The 18,378-nt window shown below is 37.8% G+C and carries 18 protein-coding genes; all 18 read left to right on the forward strand.

All coding sequences use genetic code 11. The annotated features are described in order from the left end of the window. The first annotated feature begins 26 nt into the window (after positions 1–26). The 18 genes from hepT to BkAM31D_RS10175 all read left to right on the forward strand — a co-directional run bounded on the left by hepT (position 27) and on the right by BkAM31D_RS10175 (position 18,376). Positions 27–998, forward strand: coding sequence for a heptaprenyl diphosphate synthase component II (hepT, locus tag BkAM31D_RS10085; protein WP_066151508.1), 972 nt, complete (start codon positions 27–29; stop codon positions 996–998). 171 nt (positions 999–1,169) lie between these two features. Continuing rightward, complete coding sequence (gene ndk / locus BkAM31D_RS10090) at positions 1,170–1,613, forward strand: nucleoside-diphosphate kinase (RefSeq protein WP_066151506.1); 444 nt, start codon at positions 1,170–1,172, stop codon at positions 1,611–1,613. Between the two features lie 113 nt (positions 1,614–1,726). Then, positions 1,727–2,500 carry a CheR family methyltransferase gene (locus BkAM31D_RS10095; protein WP_169801086.1) on the forward strand — a complete coding sequence of 258 codons (774 nt, stop codon included), beginning with the start codon at positions 1,727–1,729 and terminating at the stop codon, positions 2,498–2,500. A 212-nt stretch (positions 2,501–2,712) separates the two neighbouring features. Then, positions 2,713–3,885 (forward strand): chorismate synthase, encoded by a 1,173-nt coding sequence (gene aroC / locus BkAM31D_RS10105; RefSeq protein WP_066151504.1) that lies wholly within the window; start codon positions 2,713–2,715, stop codon positions 3,883–3,885. Next, on the forward strand, positions 3,885–4,976 hold the full coding sequence (gene aroB, locus BkAM31D_RS10110; RefSeq protein ID WP_066151502.1) for a 3-dehydroquinate synthase: 1,092 nt from the start codon (positions 3,885–3,887) through the stop codon (positions 4,974–4,976). The genes aroC and aroB overlap by 1 nt, the downstream gene beginning before the upstream one ends. Then, positions 4,969–5,340: a chorismate mutase gene (gene aroH, locus BkAM31D_RS10115; protein WP_066151500.1), complete on the forward strand. Its 372-nt coding sequence runs from the start codon at positions 4,969–4,971 to the stop codon at positions 5,338–5,340. Before aroB ends, aroH begins: the two co-directional genes overlap by 8 nt. 265 nt (positions 5,341–5,605) lie before the next feature. Then, a complete protein-coding gene (gene trpE, locus BkAM31D_RS10120) occupies positions 5,606–7,117 on the forward strand; it encodes an anthranilate synthase component I (RefSeq protein WP_084372043.1) in 1,512 nt (503 codons plus the stop codon). Next, positions 7,110–8,126 carry an anthranilate phosphoribosyltransferase gene (gene trpD / locus BkAM31D_RS10125; RefSeq protein WP_066151498.1) on the forward strand — a complete coding sequence of 339 codons (1,017 nt, stop codon included), beginning with the start codon at positions 7,110–7,112 and terminating at the stop codon, positions 8,124–8,126. The genes trpE and trpD overlap by 8 nt, the downstream gene beginning before the upstream one ends. Further along, positions 8,119–8,892, forward strand: a complete 774-nt coding sequence (gene trpC, locus BkAM31D_RS10130; RefSeq protein ID WP_066151497.1) for an indole-3-glycerol phosphate synthase TrpC — start codon at positions 8,119–8,121, stop codon at positions 8,890–8,892. The genes trpD and trpC overlap by 8 nt, the downstream gene beginning before the upstream one ends. After that, the gene (locus BkAM31D_RS10135; protein ID WP_066151496.1) at positions 8,876–9,532 is read left to right on the forward strand and encodes a phosphoribosylanthranilate isomerase; all 657 of its coding nucleotides are present in this window, start codon (positions 8,876–8,878) and stop codon (positions 9,530–9,532) included. Before trpC ends, BkAM31D_RS10135 begins: the two co-directional genes overlap by 17 nt. Beyond that, positions 9,510–10,712 carry a tryptophan synthase subunit beta gene (gene trpB, locus BkAM31D_RS10140; protein WP_066151495.1) on the forward strand — a complete coding sequence of 401 codons (1,203 nt, stop codon included), beginning with the start codon at positions 9,510–9,512 and terminating at the stop codon, positions 10,710–10,712. The genes BkAM31D_RS10135 and trpB overlap by 23 nt, the downstream gene beginning before the upstream one ends. Then, positions 10,702–11,505: a tryptophan synthase subunit alpha gene (gene trpA / locus BkAM31D_RS10145; protein ID WP_235820322.1), complete on the forward strand. Its 804-nt coding sequence runs from the start codon at positions 10,702–10,704 to the stop codon at positions 11,503–11,505. Before trpB ends, trpA begins: the two co-directional genes overlap by 11 nt. Positions 11,506–11,547: 42 nt before the next feature. Beyond that, complete coding sequence (hisC, locus tag BkAM31D_RS10150; protein ID WP_066151493.1) at positions 11,548–12,648, forward strand: histidinol-phosphate transaminase; 1,101 nt, start codon at positions 11,548–11,550, stop codon at positions 12,646–12,648. A 68-nt stretch (positions 12,649–12,716) separates the two neighbouring features. Then, on the forward strand, positions 12,717–13,814 hold the full coding sequence (locus tag BkAM31D_RS10155) for a prephenate dehydrogenase (RefSeq protein ID WP_066151491.1): 1,098 nt from the start codon (positions 12,717–12,719) through the stop codon (positions 13,812–13,814). An 11-nt stretch (positions 13,815–13,825) separates the two neighbouring features. Continuing rightward, a complete protein-coding gene (aroA, locus tag BkAM31D_RS10160) occupies positions 13,826–15,115 on the forward strand; it encodes a 3-phosphoshikimate 1-carboxyvinyltransferase (RefSeq protein WP_066151489.1) in 1,290 nt (429 codons plus the stop codon). 282 nt (positions 15,116–15,397) lie between these two features. Continuing rightward, a complete protein-coding gene (locus BkAM31D_RS10165; protein WP_066151487.1) occupies positions 15,398–16,357 on the forward strand; it encodes a hypothetical protein in 960 nt (319 codons plus the stop codon). Positions 16,358–16,471: 114 nt separating this feature from the next. Beyond that, positions 16,472–17,725 carry a tetratricopeptide repeat protein gene (locus BkAM31D_RS10170; protein ID WP_066151486.1) on the forward strand — a complete coding sequence of 418 codons (1,254 nt, stop codon included), beginning with the start codon at positions 16,472–16,474 and terminating at the stop codon, positions 17,723–17,725. A 105-nt stretch (positions 17,726–17,830) separates the two neighbouring features. Next, complete coding sequence (locus tag BkAM31D_RS10175; RefSeq protein WP_066151485.1) at positions 17,831–18,376, forward strand: ReoY family proteolytic degradation factor; 546 nt, start codon at positions 17,831–17,833, stop codon at positions 18,374–18,376. Positions 18,377–18,378: the final 2 nt, after the last annotated feature.

Genomic DNA, 18,378 nt, shown 5'->3' on the forward strand with positions numbered 1-18,378 from the left:
GCCTTCGAATAAATAAGGTGGACGACATGAAACTAGCAGAAATATATATGCAATTTCAATCTGATATTACGATAATTGAGAAGGAACTTGAGAGCTCAGTTAAATCAAACAATGACATTTTGCAAGAGGCTTCTATCCAGTTACTTAAAGCAGGAGGAAAACGAATTCGTCCTGTATTTGTCTTGTTGGCTGCTAAATTTGGGCAATATGATATTTGTGCTTTAAAGCATATTGCAGTACCACTTGAATTGATTCATATGGGTTCTCTTGTTCATGATGATGTAATTGATGATGCGGAACTTCGAAGAGGAAAAAAGACGATAAAGTCACAATGGAATAACCGTATTGCCATGTATACGGGTGATTTTATTTTTGGAAAAGCAATTGAGACAACGACTTTCTTTGATAACCCTAAAATACATGAAATATTAGCTAATGCGATGCTTGAAATGTGTCTAGGAGAAATTGAACAAATTAAAGACCAGTACAATTGGGAGCAAAATTTCCGTATTTATCTTAGGAGAATTAAAAGGAAGACTGCACTTTTAATTGCTGTTAGTTGTGAGTTAGGAGCCTTAGCAGCTAAGGCTGATTATAAGACGCAAAGGAATTTATATCGATTTGGTTATAATGTTGGGATGGCATTTCAAATAACAGATGATGTATTAGATTTCATTGGGACAGAGGAACAATTAGGAAAACCAGCTGGTGGAGATCTTCGTCAAGGAAATGTGACCTTACCTGCTCTTTATGCGATGCATAAGGATCCTGATATTTTTAATCTTATTAAGGAGATGCTAGCGACTAAGTTTCCAGAGAACATTGATCTCACCGAAATTCTAACAGAAGTTAAACAATCAGGTGGAATTGAATATTCTCTCTCAATTAGTGATCGTTATTTACAAAAGGCTTACGATGCTTTAGAACAGTTACCTGATATAGAGGAAAAGCAATATTTAAGAGAGATTGCAGCATATATTGGGAAACGGAAATTCTAATTGGAAAAGATCTCAAATTTGTTTATTTGAGATCTTTTTTTGGTAAAGAATTTGACATTGTTTGCGTTTTCCAAGAAATATTTCACAAGTAATATTGTTCAGTAAATAATTGTTTGATATACTGATAGATGTGTTTTGATACTACTTATACTCTGATAGGAGAGGTTACAGATGGAACGTACATATTTAATGATTAAACCAGATGGAGTTCAACGCAATTTAATCGGAGAGATTGTTTCACGCTTCGAAAAGAAAGGGTTTACATTGGTTGCTGCCAAATTAATGACTGTATCAAAAGAAACTGCTGAGACACATTACGGTGAGCATAAAGAGCGTCCTTTCTTTGGGGAGCTTGTTAGCTTTATTACTTCAGGACCTGTATTTGCGATGGTATGGGAAGGTGAAAGCGTTATTTCGACAGCACGCACAATGATGGGAGCAACTAACCCGCAAGAGGCAGCACCTGGTACCATTCGTGGAGACTATGGTGTTCAAGTTGCTATGAATGTTATTCATGGTTCTGACTCTCCAGAAAGCGCTGAAAGAGAAATTAACATCTTCTTCAATGAGGAAGAATTAAATTCTTATGATAAAGAAGTAAATAAATGGGTTTAATGTAAGCGTATTAAAAAGAAAGCTCGTCCATCCTTGGACGAGCTTTCTTTTTGGCTAGTATTTTACATTTTTTCATCGTATCATTAACTCAGAACACATTGAGGAGAAAAGAAATGATCGACGATTATCAACAGTTTATTGCGAAGGTTAAAAAGAAAACGGGCATTGATTTATCATTATATAAAGAAGCCCAGATGAAAAGACGACTTGAAGCATTGCGAACGAAAAAAGGGTATCCTGATTTTATGTCCTTTTATCAAGCGATGATTTATGACAATGAGATGTTTAATGAATTCCTAGATCGAATGACAATTAACGTCTCAGAATTTTTCCGGAATGCAAAAAGGTGGGAAGTGCTTGAGAACGTTGTTCTTCCTCAAATAATACAAGAAAATCCAAACCCAAAAGTATGGAGTGCAGCTTGTTCGACAGGTGAAGAACCTTTTACACTTGCTATGATTCTTTCAAAATTCATGTCATTATCAAAGGTTTCTGTTTTAGCTACTGATATAGATCGAGGAATTCTTGAACAGGCAAAGGCGGGCTTTTATACTGAACGTTCATTAAAGGAAGTTCCTAAGGAAATGTTAACTACCTATTTTACGAAAGATTCTGTAGGATACAAAGTCGATGACTTAATAAAACGAGCTGTACGTTTTAAACAGCAAAATCTTTTGGCTGACCGTTTTGAGGAAAGCTTTGATTTAATTGTTTGTCGTAACGTCATGATTTATTTTACAGAAGAAGCTAAAGAAGAGCTCTATCATAAATTTAGTAGAGCATTAAGACCTGGTGGAGTATTATTTGTTGGTAGTACCGAACAAATTTTTAATCCTGCTGCGTATCAATTCAAGACAGAAGAAACGTTTTTCTACAAAAAAATATAGTTGCAACTGTGAATGAAAGTTTGGTAACTCGACAGGAAAGAGAAGAATGGGGCCAAACTTTCTTTTTTTCCTTAGACTAAAGTCTGCTGATTTGTTACAATATTTAAATAATAATGAAATTGTCTTAATTTTTCGAGACACCAATAAAAAATCATGTTATAATTTAACGCATAAAAGCGATAAAGAGAAAGAGCTAAATTGGAGGAGTAGAGATGAGATACTTAACTGCTGGTGAATCACATGGACCGCAATTAACAACGATTATTGAAGGAATACCAGCTCAACTAGAGTTGGTGGCTGAAGACATAAATCAAGATTTAGCGCGTCGCCAAGGTGGATATGGACGTGGAAGAAGAATGCAAATCGAAAAGGATCAAGTCCAGATCTTAAGCGGGGTTCGACATGGTAAAACAACTGGGGCTCCTATTGCATTAGTAGTTGAAAATAAGGATTGGACACACTGGACAAAAATTATGGGTGCTGAGCCAATTGGTGAAGACGCAGAAAAGGAAGTTAAGCGTAAATTGACAAGACCGCGTCCTGGACATGCTGATTTAAATGGCGCAATTAAATACGGACACCGTGATATGCGTAATGTTCTAGAGCGTTCCTCAGCGCGTGAAACAACAGTTCGAGTAGCAACAGGAGCTGTCGCGAAAAAGTTGCTTTCGACTTTTGGCATTAAAGTTGGTGGTCATGTTCTTGAAATTGGTGGAGTGAAAGCAGAAAATACTTCTTTCGATTCAGTAGAAGATTTACAAGTTCGCTCTGAAGCATCACAAGTTCGTTGTTTAGACGAAGAAGCAAGTGTCAAAATGATGGAAGCAATTGATGCTGCCAAGAATGACGGGGATTCTATTGGGGGCGTCGTTGAAGTAGTCGTTGAAAATGTGCCAGTAGGACTTGGAAGTCATGTTCATTACGACCGGAAGCTTGATGCGAAATTAGCAGCTGCAGTTATGAGCATTAATGCATTTAAAGGTGTTGAGATTGGAATTGGCTTTGAAGCTGCTCGTTTACCTGGTAGCCAAGTCCATGATGAGATAATTTGGGATGAAGAAAAAGGATATACACGTAAAACAAATCGTTTAGGTGGGTTTGAAGGGGGCATGACTACAGGAATGCCGATCGTTGTTCGTGGAGTAATGAAGCCAATTCCAACACTTTATAAGCCTCTTCAAAGTGTCGATATTGATACGAAAGAACCGTTCGAGGCAAGTATTGAGCGTTCGGATAGTTGTGCTGTCCCTGCGGCGTCTGTAGTAGCAGAAGCTGTAGTAGCTTGGGAAATAGCTAATGCACTTCTAGAAACGTTCGGGCACGATCAAATGTCAACGATTGAAGCAAATGTTAAACGTCACCAGGATGAAGCGAGGACCTTTTAATGAATCAAGTGCAAATTGAAGCCAAATCAAAAACATATGGTGTTTACATCGATGCCGGTATTCGTCATCAAGTTGGTGATTTGATTCAAGATGTAGTGACTGAGCCGATTTCATCGGTTCTAGTCATTACAGATTCCACTGTAGAACCACTTTATTTGCAAGATGTTGTAGCAAGCTTTCAAGATGTAGACATCTATACGGAAGTCATTAAGAGTGGAGAAGCATCTAAATCTTTTTCTGTGTATGAACAAGTCTTAACGAAGGCATTGGAAAGTTCTTTGGACAGGAAATCTTTAATCGTTGCTTTAGGTGGGGGAGTAGTTGGTGATTTAGCTGGTTTTGTAGCTGCTACTTACATGCGTGGGATTCGCTTCGTTCAAGTCCCAACGACCTTACTAGCACACGATAGTAGTGTTGGGGGAAAGGTGGCAATTAATCATCCGCTCGGTAAAAATATGATCGGAAGCTTTCATCAACCTGAAGCTGTATTTTACGATACAGAGGCATTATCTTCATTACCTGATAAGGAATGGAGATCAGGTTTTGCCGAAGTGATAAAACATGGATTTATCCAAGATGAGAATTTCTTAGTTTGGTTGCAAGGAATTAATAAGGTTAAAGAAATTCCTCTTGATCAACTTAGCACGTTATTAAAAAGGTCCATTTCAGTGAAAGCAAAAATCGTTCAAGAAGACGAACAAGAATCGGGTGTACGTGCTTACTTGAATTTTGGGCATACACTAGGCCATGCAATAGAATCTGAACTAGGTTATGGAGCAATAACGCATGGAGAAGCTGTAGTGATTGGAATGGTTTTTGCTTTAAGAGTAAGTGAAGAAGTCAATCAGGTTGATTTAAATGTAACACAATATGAACAGTGGTTTAACGAATTAGGCTATCAAACGAAGGTACCTATGTCGTGTGATAAGAAAAGTCTTATTAGCAAAATGAAGCAAGATAAAAAGGCTGAGGCAAAATCAATAAAACTGGTTCTTTTAAATCGTGTTGGAGACCCTATTTTGATGAAAGTTCCACCGACCATTATTGAGAAAATATTAGTTGAACGAATGGAGGTGGAAAGTGTTGGTTAGAGGTATAAGAGGTGCTATAACAATTGAACAAAATACTGATCAAGAGATTACAGAGGCATCGAAGGAATTAGTTCAAATCTTAATTGAACAAAATAATATTGATCCAGAAACTGTAGCCCAAGTACTTTTTACTGTTACAGAAGATGTTACTGCGACATTCCCAGCAAAAGTGTTGAGAGAATTCCCAGGTTGGTCTTTTGTTCCTGTTGTATGTGCACGTGAAATTCCTGTTCCAGGTTCATTGCCGATGTGTATTCGTGTTCTTTTAACGGTTAATACAGAGTTAAAGCAAGATCAAATCTTTCATGCTTACTTACGAGATGCTAAAAAGCTCAGACCCGATTTAACCTTGACGAATGAATAAGAACAGGGTAGACTGAGGGCAGATGAGAAAAGGAAAAAGAATTCCTTTATAGTTTAGTTTAAGTATGAGAAGAATTTGTATTAAATGAGAGATGAGTAGAGAATGAGATTGAGTTGAGGAGAGCAGAGTTTAGTTGAGGGATAAGTCTACCTATTAACCTCCTAAACAATTAGTTTAGGAGGTTTTATTATAATTAATTTCATATAAAGCTTTTATTCCCCCTCTCACTCATTTCATTCATTCCAAAATTAAGGAGTGATTGTTAATGATAACCCCAACGTTTTTAGAATTTGAGAAAGCTGCATCGTCGTATCAAACTATTCCCGTTTATCAGCGTTTTTTTGCGGATGGATTAACTCCTATTCAAATTGTCCATCAATTATCCGACCAAGTTTCCTTTTTACTTGAAAGTAAAGATGAACAATCACCGTGGTCTAGATATTCTTTTATTGGATTAAACCCAATGTTTGAACTAGTAGAAGAAGAACGCGTTTATCGTACGTACTCAAAAGACCGCGAAGTGATTATTGAATCAAGTTCATTTCAAGAGGCTTTTAACGACACAATGAATTATTTGAATGTTCAGCCGGTTGATATCCCAATTCCATTTCGTGGTGGAGCAGTTGGATACATGAGTTATGATGCAATTGAAACAATTGAACCTATTCTTTTGACTAATTCTACAGATCGTTTGCCATATTATCAGTTTCTCTTTTGTCAAACATTAATTGCATATGATCATACGAATAAAGAGCTTTCGATTGTCGTTCACGCACAGCCAAGTGAAGGAGAATCTTTAGTTAATACGTATCATTGTGCTCGAGCAGAGATTAAACGAATTTCTTCTATATTGGAAAATCCGACTAATGGATTAAACTTGAAAAACACGCCTAATGCTGAAGAAGAAGTTTCTTTTGAACATATTACATCAAACTATGAAAAAGAGTCATTTATAGCTGATGTTGAAAAAATAAAAGAGTATATCAAAGCTGGGGATGTCTTCCAGACCGTGTTATCTCAACGTTTTGAAATGAATCTGTCTGCATCTGCCCTAGATGTTTATCGTGTACTAAGAATGGTCAATCCATCTCCATACTTGTTTTATTTAAAGTTCGATGAGGTTGAAGTTGTTGGAAGTTCTCCAGAACGACTTGTTCAAGTACAAGATGGTCACGTGGAAATTCATCCGATTGCCGGAACGAGAAAGCGCGGAAAAACAGAGCTCGAAGATCGTTTATTGGAAGAAGATTTATTAGCTGATGAAAAAGAAAGAGCTGAACATTATATGCTTGTTGATCTAGCCCGAAATGATGTAGGTCGTATTGCTGAATATGGCTCTGTAGAAACCCCTACTTTACTCGAGGTTGGAAGATTCTCACATGTGATGCATATTATATCGAAAGTAACCGGTAGGCTACGTCAAGGTACTGAGCCATTAGAAGCACTTATGGCATCTTTCCCGGCAGGAACGGTATCTGGAGCTCCGAAAATTCGTGCAATGGAAATTTTACAAGAGCTTGAGCCGACTAAACGTGGGATCTATGCAGGTGCAATCGGTTATCTTGGATATGACGGAAATATAGATTCGTGTATCGCAATTCGGACAATGGTCATTCAAAATGGTAAAGCCTTTATTCAAGCAGGAGCAGGAATTGTAGCAGATTCAGATCCTGAAAAAGAGTATGAAGAAACGCAAAATAAGGCGAAAGCATTGATTCGAGCAGCTCAAATGGCGGAAGAAATGTTTGGTGAGAAAGGGGTAACTAATCATGCTTAAGAACATTTTGAGGTCTTGTTTAGATGGATATACGATGACTGAGCAAGAGGCGCAAGAGGTTATGGATGAAATCATGACCGGTCAAGCGACGGCAAGCCAAATTGCAAGTCTTTTAACATTAATGAGATTTCGAGGAGAAACAGTTGATGAAATGACCGGCTTTGCTCGATCTATGCAAGCTCATTCGATTCGTATTAAAACAGATGACTTTACTGTTGTTGATACGTGTGGAACTGGTGGAGATGAATTAAGTACGTTTAACATCTCAACGGCTTCAGCTATTGTGTTATCAGCTTTGGGTGTTCGTGTTGCAAAACATGGGAATCGCGCTGTATCTTCTAAAAGTGGTAGTGCAGATGTTCTAGAAGAACTTCAAGTTCCAACTCAACACACAAAAGAAGAAGCTAGGAAATCTCTGGTTAATTCCAACTTGTGTTTCTTATTTGCACCTCTTTATCACCAATCTATGAAACATGCTGTTACTCCTAGAAAAGAAATTGGATTTAGAACCATTTTTAATTTACTTGGTCCTTTAACGAATCCAGCAGGTGCCAAGCATCAATTATTAGGAGTATATAACCATGATTTTGCAAAGAAAATGGCAGATACATTAATCCGCTTAGGGACGACGAGAACGCTTCTGGTCACTGGTGGAGAGGGCTTAGATGAGTTATCAATTACAACTGAATCGAAAGTGATTGAAGTGAACGGAACAGAAAAGAAAATCTATACGATTAGTCCTGAGGATGTGGGATTAAAGCGAGGGGCTTTAGAAGACATACAAGTAAAGACTCCGTCTGAAAGTGCTGCTTTAATTCAGCAAATTTTTAAAGGTGAAGCAAATGAATCAGCTACTGGAATTGTTGCGTTCAATTCAGCAGCAGCTCTTTACGCTGTTAAAGAGGTCTCATCAATCGCCGAAGGCGTTGAAATAGTTCAAAAGGCCATCCAAACTGGAGTGGTTTACAAGCACTATCAATCGATACAGGAGGCTCGTCAACATGCTTGAAAAAATACTTGAAACGAAGCGAGAGGAAATTGCGGCATTAACACTTCCTGATCAAGTTGATGTTCCGCATTTCTCTCTATACAAAGCATTAAAAAAACCTAAGCGCTCTATTGGCTTAATTGCTGAAGTGAAAAAAGCATCACCGTCGAAAGGGCTTATTAAAGAACATTTTAACCCTGAAGAAATAGCAAAAGGGTATGAAGCAGGAGGGGCAGATGCGATTTCTGTTCTAACAGACCAAAAGTACTTTCAAGGTCATCGTAATTATTTAACAACTGTGAAAAAAACAGTTGCATTACCAATTATGAGAAAAGACTTTATCATAAGTAAACAACAAATTGATGAGACAGTAAGAATGGGCGCCGATGCAATGTTATTAATTGTAGGGACGGTCCCTATTAATGAATTAAAAGAGCTTTATGACTATGCGTATAGTCTAGGGCTAGAGTGCTTAGTTGAAGTTCATGCGAAAAGTGAATTAGAAGAACTAGTATCATTATTTCATCCGAAAATTATTGGAGTAAACAATCGTAATCTTAAAACGTTTGAAACCTCCTTATCGCAAACAGACGAGATGGCGTCACTTATTCCAAAAGGTAGCCTTTTTGTAAGTGAGAGTGGTATCCATCATAAAGAAGATCTCGAACGAGTAGGAAAAGCTGGAGCTTCTGGAGTACTAGTCGGAGAATCGTTAATGAGGGCTGTCACACCAGAGGAAGGTATTTCCGTTTTGTTTGGGGGAGAGTCTATTGTATCCTCTTCTTAAGCTTTGTGGAAATCACTCTTCTGATGATACGAAACTAGTTTTCTCTAGTACGGCAGATTACGTCGGTTTCGTTTTTGCACAAAGCAAGCGACAAGTGTCCGTGGATCAGCTGAAACGGTGGTTAAAGGATAGAAAAACAGAAGAAAAAAAGGTTGTAGCCTTATTTGTTAATGAGTCAGTTGAGACAATCAAGGAAGTTGTTTCAACGTTACCTATTGATATTATCCAATGTCATGGGAGTGAAAGCGCGGAACAATTAAGAGAAGTAAAGAGCGTTACAGGTTTACCCATATGGAAAGCCATTCACCACAATGAACAAGCGATAAATACGATGAGCAGCTATACAGGAATTGTTGATGGATATATTGTTGATTGTAAAGTTGGCAATCAGTGGGGAGGAACAGGAGTTTCTTTTGACTGGAACTATATTCCAAACTATTTAGCAGAAGGAAAAGTTCAAGGGGTTCCTGTGTTTATCGCTGGTGGAATCAACCCTAGCAATATTAAAAAAGTTCTTCGCTACAAGCCAGACGGAATCGATGTTTCTAGTGGGATTGAAGAAGAAGGTAGAAAATCGCGGAAATTAATAGCAGAGCTAGAAGAAAGGATGAATCGGCATGATAACAGCACATCCAGATAAAAACGGGCGCTTCGGTGAATTTGGAGGGAAATATGTTCCTGAGACGCTTATGAGTGTAATTGAAGAACTAGAAGCAGCTTTAGACGAAGCGATGGCTGATGAATCTTTTAAAGAGGAATATTTAACAAATTTGAAGGAATATGCTGGACGACCAACAACTTTGTCATATGCGGAAAATGTGACGAAGGAACTAGGAGGAGCCAAAATATACTTAAAACGTGAAGACTTGCTTCACACAGGCGCGCACAAGTTAAATAATGCAATGGGACAAGCACTTCTAGCTAAAAAGATGGGGAAAACAAAAATAGTCGCAGAGACAGGTGCAGGCCAGCACGGTGTAGCTTCAGCGACGATTGCAGCTAGATTTGGCCTTGAGTGCAAAGTATTTATGGGTGCCGAAGATATGGAACGTCAAGCATTAAATGTGTTTCGAATGGAGATGCTTGGAGCGGAGGTTGTTCCTGCGACGTCAGGAAGCAAAACATTAAAGGATGCCACAAACGAGGCGATTCGTTATTGGGTAGCGAACGCTGAAGATACATTCTACTTAATTGGATCAGTAGTTGGTCCTCATCCGTACCCGAAGATGGTTCGAGATTTTCAAAGAATCATTGGTGATGAAGCAAAGGCACAGTTTTTAAATAGAGAAAAACACCTCCCAAATGAAATAATTGCATGTGTAGGTGGAGGTAGTAATGCAATTGGTATGTTTTACCCGTTTCTCGAAGATGAAGTTACGTTAATTGGAGTAGAAGCCGCTGGTTTAGGTGTGGAAACAGATAAACATGCTGCCACAATCACTCATGGTCGAAAGGGAGTAATACATGGCTCTCTAACCTATTTATTGCAGGATGAAGCCGGCCAAATTATTGAGCCATATTCGATTTCTGCTGGGTTAGATTATCCGGGTATTGGACCTGAGCATGCCTTTTTAGCGAATAATGGACGGGTTAAATATGAGGCAGTTACTGATCAGCAAGCACTTGATGCTTTGAAGCTACTATCGGAGAAAGAAGGGATTATTCCAGCAGTTGAGTCAGCTCATGCTTTAGCTAAAGCATTTGAACGTGCGCAAGAACTATCACCAGATGATACAATTCTTGTTTGTCTATCAGGGCGTGGAGACAAAGATGTTCATACTTTAATGAAACATTTCCGAGGTGAGACAGATGGCAAGTAATCGTATGCAAATAGCAACAGAAAGTGAGAAGCCATTATTCATCCCTTTTATCACGGCGGGGGATCCAACGGCAGAAGTAACAGTTGAAATTGCTCTAAGTTTAGAAGAAGCTGGAGCGAGTATTTTAGAACTTGGTATTCCATATTCAGACCCTCTCGCTGATGGACCTACAATTCAGGAAGCATCAAAGAGAGCACTAAGTTCTGGAATGTCATTAGAAAAAGCTTTAAAACTAGTTCCTTTAATGAGAGAACGAGGGTTATCAATACCAGTGGTTATTTTCACTTACTATAATCCATTGTTGCAATATGGGGAAGAGCGCTTTGCGAGTGTTGCAGCTGAGTTAGGAATTGATGGGGTGCTTGTCCCAGATCTACCATATGAAGAAAGTGAATATTTAGACCAACTATGTGAAAAGAACCATCTTTCCTTAATTTCTTTAGTTGCTCCTACTTCAAAGCAACGAATGATTAAAATAGCAAAACGAGCTAAAGGATTTTTATATTGTGTTTCATCGTTAGGTGTAACAGGGGTACGTAATCAATTAGACCCTCGTATTTATGACTTTTTAAAAACAGTAAGAGAAGCAAGTACGATTCCGACAGCAGTCGGCTTTGGGATTTCGTCAAATGAGCAAGTGAAAGCGATGAGTGAGCATGCCGATGGTGTCGTTGTTGGTAGTGCACTTGTAGCCGAAATTGGTGCGAGACAAAAAGAACTTACCGATAGTAACACGCGTCCTGAAGCACTTCAAGAAATAAAAAGGTTTGTTTCGACACTGATTTCATCGTAACATAATAATGTAGGACATTTCTGATAAATGAGGTGCTAATGAATGCAAGCAAAACCACAGTTGCTTGGTTTACCTTCGTATAAACCAGGTAAACCGATCGATGAAGTAAAAAGAGAGTTAGGATTATCTAAAGTTATAAAGCTAGCTTCCAACGAGAACCCATATGGTTCATCCAAGAAAGCATCAGAAGCAATTCAAAGTATAGCTTTCGATACGGCCATTTATCCTGATGGATATGCGGCTACTATTCGTGAAAAAATTGCGGCTAAAATAGGTGTTAATGAGAACCAACTTGTCTTTGGCAATGGTTCAGATGAGGTCATTCAATTTTTATGCAGAGCGTTTCTAACGCCAGACACGAATACGATAACAGCCGATCCAACTTTTTCACAATATAAATTAAACGCAACGATTGAAGGGGCTGAGGTGCGTGAAGTACCGTCTGTAGACGGTGTTCATGATCTTGAGGCAATGTTAGAGGCAATTGACGAAAATACTCGTATTATTTGGGTGTGTAATCCGAATAACCCTTCTGGTACATATGTGAATGAGGATGCGTTTGTTGACTTTTTGGAGCGTGTACCTGAACATGTTCTAGTCGTATCTGATGAGGCTTATTATGAGTATGTTACTGCTAATGATTATCCAGAGACAGTTCCTTTACTTGAAAAGTTTGACAACTTAATTATTCTACGTACTTTTTCAAAAGCTTATGGATTAGCAGCTTTACGAATAGGATACGGAATAGCTAATCCACAATTGATTTCAACACTTGATCCTGTAAGGCCGCCATTTAATAACACAACTTTTGCTCATGCAGCTGCTGTTGCTGCTTTAGAGGATGAAGGTTTTATTGCAGACTGTGTAGAGAAAAACACGAAATCATTGAAGCAGTTTGAAGATTTTTGTGATAAATATAATCTTAAATATTACCCATCACAAACAAATTTTATTTTAATTGACTTTAAACGCTCTGGTGATGAGGTATTTAACTATTTGTTAAAGAAAGGTTTTATCATTCGTTCAGGCGAAGCACTTGGTTTTCCAACGTGTGCTCGTATTACTGTAGGAACAGATGAGGAAAATAAAGAATTGTTCTCAGTATTAGAGGAGATGCTTACGGCCCACCCAGTAGAACAATGATTCAGGATAAGAAATCGTCTTTCTAACTGAGAGACGGTTTTCTTACTAGGTGTTGAGGAGAGTATAAAATGGAGCGAACGGTTTTCATTGTTGGCCTTGGATTAATTGGCGGTTCTATTGCTCTTGCTATTCGTAAAGAGCATAACGTTAACATCTGTGGCTTTGACATTTCAGAAGAACAGCTGAAAATGGCTTTGTCTCTTAAAGTAATTGATGAGGCATTTCAGACGATTGAAGAAGGTGTAAAGAAAGCGGATTTAATTATTCTTGCGACACCTGTTACAAAGACTGAACGTTTAATGCGGGAAATATCGACTTATGAGTTGAAACCTGGTGCAATTATAACGGATGTTGGTAGTACGAAAAAACGTATCGTTAAAGAAGCAAGTTGTTTAAAAGAAAAAGGCGTTACTTTCATTGGTGGTCACCCTATGGCAGGTTCACATAAAAGTGGAGTTGAAGCTGCAAGAGAGCATTTATTTGAGAATGCATTTTATATTTTAACACCAGCTGAAGGTACGGATGTCCGCGCAATCATTCAGCTTCAAAATTGGCTTAAAGGAACAAGAGCGACTTTCATTGAATTAACGGCTGAGCAGCATGATAGATTAGCTGGTGCGATTAGTCATTTTCCACACGTAATTGCCGCAAGCCTTGTTCATCAAATTGCAAAAATTGAGGGAGAAGATCCACTCGTTTCAAGGTTGGCTGCAGGTGGATTTCGAGACATTACACGGATAGCCTCAGCAAGTCCAACGATGTGGCGTGATATTCTTTTACATAATAAAGAAAGTCTATTGCAACTTCTTAAATCATGGACTAATGAAATGGAACATGTCAAAACTTTAATAGAAGAAGAGAGTGCAGACGAAATATTTTCATATTTCCAAGTAGCTAAAGAATTTCGGGATGGCCTTCCAGTAAGGGAAAAAGGCGCAATTCCATCTTTCTATGATTTATTTGTCGATGTTCCAGACCACCCTGGTGTTATTTCTGACGTGACGAGTATTCTCGCGCAACATCAAATTAGTTTGACAAATATTCGTATTTTAGAAACAAGAGAGGATATCATGGGGGTTCTTCGATTAAGTTTTCGTTCAGAAGAAGACCGGGAAAGAGCACAAATAAAACTACATCAAGAAATGTATGATACGTATATTTTGTAAGGAGTGGTAAAATGAGTACGACAATCGTAAAAAAAGTAGAAAGTGGCCTTACAGGATCAATTAAGATTCCTGGCGATAAATCTATATCTCATCGAGCGGTCATGTTTGGTGCTATCGCAAACGGAACAACGACTGTAGAAGGTTTCTTACCTGGGGAAGATTGTCTCAGTACAATTGACTGTTTTCGTAAACTTGGAGTTAAGATCGAACAAGAAGAAGAGAAAGTAACGATTGAAGGGAAAGGTTGGGAAGGACTAACAGAACCTTCAGAAATTCTAGATGTAGGAAACTCAGGAACAACAACTCGCTTAATGCTAGGTATTTTAGCTACACGTCCATTTCATTCAGTTGTTATTGGTGACGATTCAATTGCAAAAAGACCGATGGCGCGAGTGACAGACCCTCTTCGTAGTATGGGTTCAGACATTGATGGAAGAGATAATGGCAATTACACCCCTTTATCAATTAGAGGCGGAGAAACAAAAGCGATTGCTTTTGAGTCTAAAGTTGCAAGTGCCCAAGTTAAGTCTGCCATTCTGTTGGCTGGTTTGCAAAGTGAGGGAGTTACATCCGTTACTGAACCTGCACTGTCTCGTGATCACACAGAAAGAATGCTTGAAGCTTATGGGGTAGAGGTAAAAAGAGATGGTTTAACGGTTTCAGTTGAAGGTGGCCAAACATTAACTGCTCAACATATTGTAGTTCCTGGTGACATCTCATCTGCTGCGTTTTTCTTAGTGGCAGGTGCTATTGTCCCTAATAGTAAAATTACTTTAGAAGCAGTTGGTCTTAATCCAACCCGCTCGGGAATTATTGATGTTTTGAAACAAATGGGAGCAGACCTTGTCATTCATAATGAAAAAATGGTTGGTGGAGAACCACTTGCAGATGTCACTATTTCAACTTCGCATTTAAAAGGAATTGAAATTAGTGGAGATTTGATTCCAAGGCTAATTGATGAAGTTCCAGTGATTGCTGTTTTAGCAACTCAAGCAGAAGGGCAAACGGTTATCCGTGATGCAGAAGAACTAAAAGTAAAAGAAACTAACCGAATAGATACGGTTGTAAGTGAGCTTAAGAAACTTGGAGCAAACATTAAAGCAACTGAAGATGGCATGATCATCGAAGGTAGAGCTTCTTTAAATGGTGCATCGGTTAGCAGTCATGGAGATCACCGTATTGGAATGGCGATGGCGATTGCTGGATTAATTACAAACGGAAATGTTACGGTTAATAGAAGTGATGCCATAGCGGTTTCTTACCCTAGCTTCTTTGAGCATATTGAGGCATTAAAAAAATAAATAATCTGGGATAAAGCTTAGATCTAATGATTTAAGCTTTTTTTATGTGGAATAAAAAAATCTCCTTATCAAAAACGAAAGCGTTTTCAATAAGGAGTTTAGCAAAAGCTAAAATTTGTATGGATAGGAGTGGAGAGAAACCATACGCTTAATTCATATTATAGACGAATTGAAATTATTGTCAATAGAGTTATTAAAAATTCTGAAATCATTTATTCCCTGTTCTGATTTTTCATTGCTATACATAGCTTGTCTATAACATGTTTGATAGGAGGAGTGGCGATGTATTTATTAGATAAGGCAATTAGAGTTGAAGACTGTAAAAGAACGTTACGTTCCTATTTAATTAAAGATGGACAAATACAATATGTAACGAAAACATTTGAAAAGTGGAATAAAAGAAGAGTAGCAATGAATGGAATTGCGATGGCTGATGGAAGAGTTATGTTTGATGATGGTATCTTAAAATGTACGGACTTTCATGGATTTCAAAAACGACAGATCGAATTGATACGAAAGGGCTGTACAACCATTGCTGCGGCTCCTAACGTGAAATATGAAAAGGATATTGAAGCTGAATTGAAAAGAGCAAAACATTCGATGGCAAGTAGCACGCTAGACTATACTATCGGTTTAACCATTCCTATAAAGTTATTACGGCCATCTCTTTTAAGAGTTTGCCAACAACATCGTATCCCTTTTTTAAAGGTGCAAATTGAATCATTCTCTGACATTAAACACTTACCTTGGACACACATATCTCAAACACTTCTCACTTACCATTCTGTCTTGATTCCTGATTTCAACTTGGTTTCTGAGAAGTTCAAGGACCTAGCATTTAAAGAATGGATGAGATGTTGTGAAAGATTTCAAATTCATACAGATGCTCCTATGCAATCATTAAAAAGGTGGTCAAAAACTAGTTTACAAAAAGTGGGGTTATATCCTAAGAAAGGGGTATTGCTCAATGGAAGTGATGCAGATTATTTATTATTCCATATAAATGAAACTCAAAATCAAATTTCGCTAGAGCAAAATGTTGCACGTCAAGCGCAGAATGTTTATGATGAGAAAGAACCGGTTATAGTAGTTTTAAAAAGTGAAATTATAAAATCGAATGAACAGATTACCCTTCGTCCTGGTTTTGGTCGTTTGGTTGAAGTGAAAAGGCCTGGACGATTTCTATCTTTATCGGACGTTTCGTATTATGAACAACTACACCGGCAGCTAAGTAGTAGTTGAGTCAAATTTTTATGTGCCGTCATTCCTAGAATGATGGTTTCTTCATTTTTTGCAAGGGTTCCGGGGAAGGGCTGTCGAAAAAGTCTAGACGGTAAATACATTGGAGGAATATAGATGAATGCAATTGAAAGGGCAATTCAGGAAATAGAAAACGGGCATATTGAAGAAGGGCTGAGTAAGCTTAATTCTTTAGAGAAAACAGCCGATCATCAAATGAAGTATGATATTGCTCAAGTGTATCATGAATTAGGGCATATCGAAAAAGCTAAAGAGATTATTGATGAATTATTAATGTTGTACCCTGATGAAGGGAGTTTATACGCGCTGGCTGCTGAATTATTGATTGATCTAGATCAAGAAGATGAAGCAATTGAACTTCTTTTAGAAATAAAAGAGGATGATCCCGCTTATCTTCAAGCGCAATTATTGCTTGCTGATTTGTATCAGATGCAATCTTTAGATGAAGTAGCAGAGCAAAAGTTACTTTTAGCAGCAAAAAAGGCACCTAATGAAACGATTATTTCATATGGACTTGGGGAATTTTATTTAGAGCGCGGCGATTACATAAAAAGTATTCCTTATTTAAAAAAAGCTGTTCATGCAAAAGGGGAAATCCCTAATCTTCATGTGGAGTTACTATTAGCTGAGGCATATAGTGCTAGTGGTCAATTTGAAGATGCTCTACATTATTATAAAGAAGGATTACAAGATCACCTAGATGCGAATGCATTGTTTGGTTATGCTTTTACCGCCTATCAAATTGGTGATATGATCTTAGCGATAGAGCAGTTTGAGGCTTTGCTCGCTCTTGATCCTGATTATTCTAGTCTATACCCTTACTTAGCAAAAGCATATGAAGCTGAGGGAAGGTTAGAAGATGCTAATGAAGCCCTTGATAAAGGCATAAGTGTTGATGAATACAATGAGCAACTTTATGTCTTAGCAGGAAAATTAAACTTTAAACGTCAAAACCCCGAAGATGGAGAGCACTATTTAAGAAAAGTGATTGCATTAAATCCATCAAATGTCGAGGCCGTACATACATTAGCAGCATACCTTAAGCATAGTGAACAATATGATGAATTACTTGAGTTGATGGAACATATGAAAGAATATGGTGAAGAAGACATTTTATATACATGGTTTAAGGCGAGTGCTTTAAAAGAACTAGATGATTACGAAGCGGCATATACGTGTTATCAAACCATTGAACTTGCATTGCAAGAAGATATTGACTTTCTGGAAGAATATGGTTACTTTTTATTGGAATTTGGAATGAGAGAAAAAGCAAAACTTACATTCGAAAAACGATTAGCGATTCAACCAGAGAACCCAGACATTATTGAGCTATTACATTCATTAGAATAATTTTTAAACATAATAAAGGAAATAAAAGAAATTTAGAGAATATATCATCATACAATCTTATTCATGAATAACCATGAAATGAATGACCTTAAGGAGGGGTGAAGCGTGGGCAACATCATTCCAGTTGTAGATAAAAAGGAGTTTCTGAAAAGTTTTTTACAACAGTTTGAGTTGAAGCGGCGTGAATGTGCTTGGTTATTAAATTATTTAATGAGTGACGATGAATTAATGGAAAGAGTTCATTTTGTTGAACAAGCGGCACATTCTCCTAAAGCCTTAATAATCTCAGCAAAAGGGGTCGATAGCATACCGTTTTCTTTCCATAAAGAAAAGCATATAACCACCGATGCAGAAAAAGCATTTCATGATATTCGTTTAAATCAACATGAAGATATTTATATTGAGTTGCATTTCAATGGGGCTAAACAGTATCCTCCTTATTTGGTTGTGTTGGAGGATAATCCGCATATACCTGAAAATATGGAATTAGCTGCTGCTTTTCAAAGAGAAGCCGAGTTGTTGTTGGAACGCTCTATTCGAACATTCAGAAAAGAGCAACTTTTAGCTGAAATTGACCGTGCTCTTGATCACCAGAATGAAGCTTACTTTCGAATACTTGTAGAACAATTAAAGATGTTAGATGAACAATAAAT

This window comes from Halalkalibacter krulwichiae (assembly GCF_002109385.1).
In the GTDB taxonomy this organism is placed as follows: Bacteria; Bacillota; Bacilli; order Bacillales; family Bacillaceae_D; genus Halalkalibacter; species Halalkalibacter krulwichiae.

Excerpts from the sequence above, each read along its gene's own strand:
- hepT (WP_066151508.1), top strand. The coding sequence starts at position 27 with ATGAAACTAGCAGAAATATATATGCAATTTCAATCTGATATTACGATA.
- aroB (WP_066151502.1), top strand. The coding sequence starts at position 3,885 with ATGAATCAAGTGCAAATTGAAGCCAAATCAAAAACATATGGTGTTTAC.
- trpE (WP_084372043.1), top strand. The coding sequence starts at position 5,606 with ATGATAACCCCAACGTTTTTAGAATTTGAGAAAGCTGCATCGTCGTAT.
- trpB (WP_066151495.1), top strand. The coding sequence starts at position 9,510 with ATGATAACAGCACATCCAGATAAAAACGGGCGCTTCGGTGAATTTGGA.
- BkAM31D_RS10095 (WP_169801086.1), top strand. The coding sequence starts at position 1,727 with ATGATCGACGATTATCAACAGTTTATTGCGAAGGTTAAAAAGAAAACG.
- hisC (WP_066151493.1), top strand. The coding sequence starts at position 11,548 with ATGCAAGCAAAACCACAGTTGCTTGGTTTACCTTCGTATAAACCAGGT.
- BkAM31D_RS10170 (WP_066151486.1), top strand. The coding sequence starts at position 16,472 with ATGAATGCAATTGAAAGGGCAATTCAGGAAATAGAAAACGGGCATATT.
- trpC (WP_066151497.1), top strand. The coding sequence starts at position 8,119 with ATGCTTGAAAAAATACTTGAAACGAAGCGAGAGGAAATTGCGGCATTA.
- trpA (WP_235820322.1), top strand. The coding sequence starts at position 10,702 with ATGGCAAGTAATCGTATGCAAATAGCAACAGAAAGTGAGAAGCCATTA.
- trpD (WP_066151498.1), top strand. The coding sequence starts at position 7,110 with ATGCTTAAGAACATTTTGAGGTCTTGTTTAGATGGATATACGATGACT.
- ndk (WP_066151506.1), top strand. The coding sequence starts at position 1,170 with ATGGAACGTACATATTTAATGATTAAACCAGATGGAGTTCAACGCAAT.
- BkAM31D_RS10155 (WP_066151491.1), top strand. The coding sequence starts at position 12,717 with ATGGAGCGAACGGTTTTCATTGTTGGCCTTGGATTAATTGGCGGTTCT.
- aroA (WP_066151489.1), top strand. The coding sequence starts at position 13,826 with ATGAGTACGACAATCGTAAAAAAAGTAGAAAGTGGCCTTACAGGATCA.
- BkAM31D_RS10165 (WP_066151487.1), top strand. The coding sequence starts at position 15,398 with ATGTATTTATTAGATAAGGCAATTAGAGTTGAAGACTGTAAAAGAACG.
- aroC (WP_066151504.1), top strand. The coding sequence starts at position 2,713 with ATGAGATACTTAACTGCTGGTGAATCACATGGACCGCAATTAACAACG.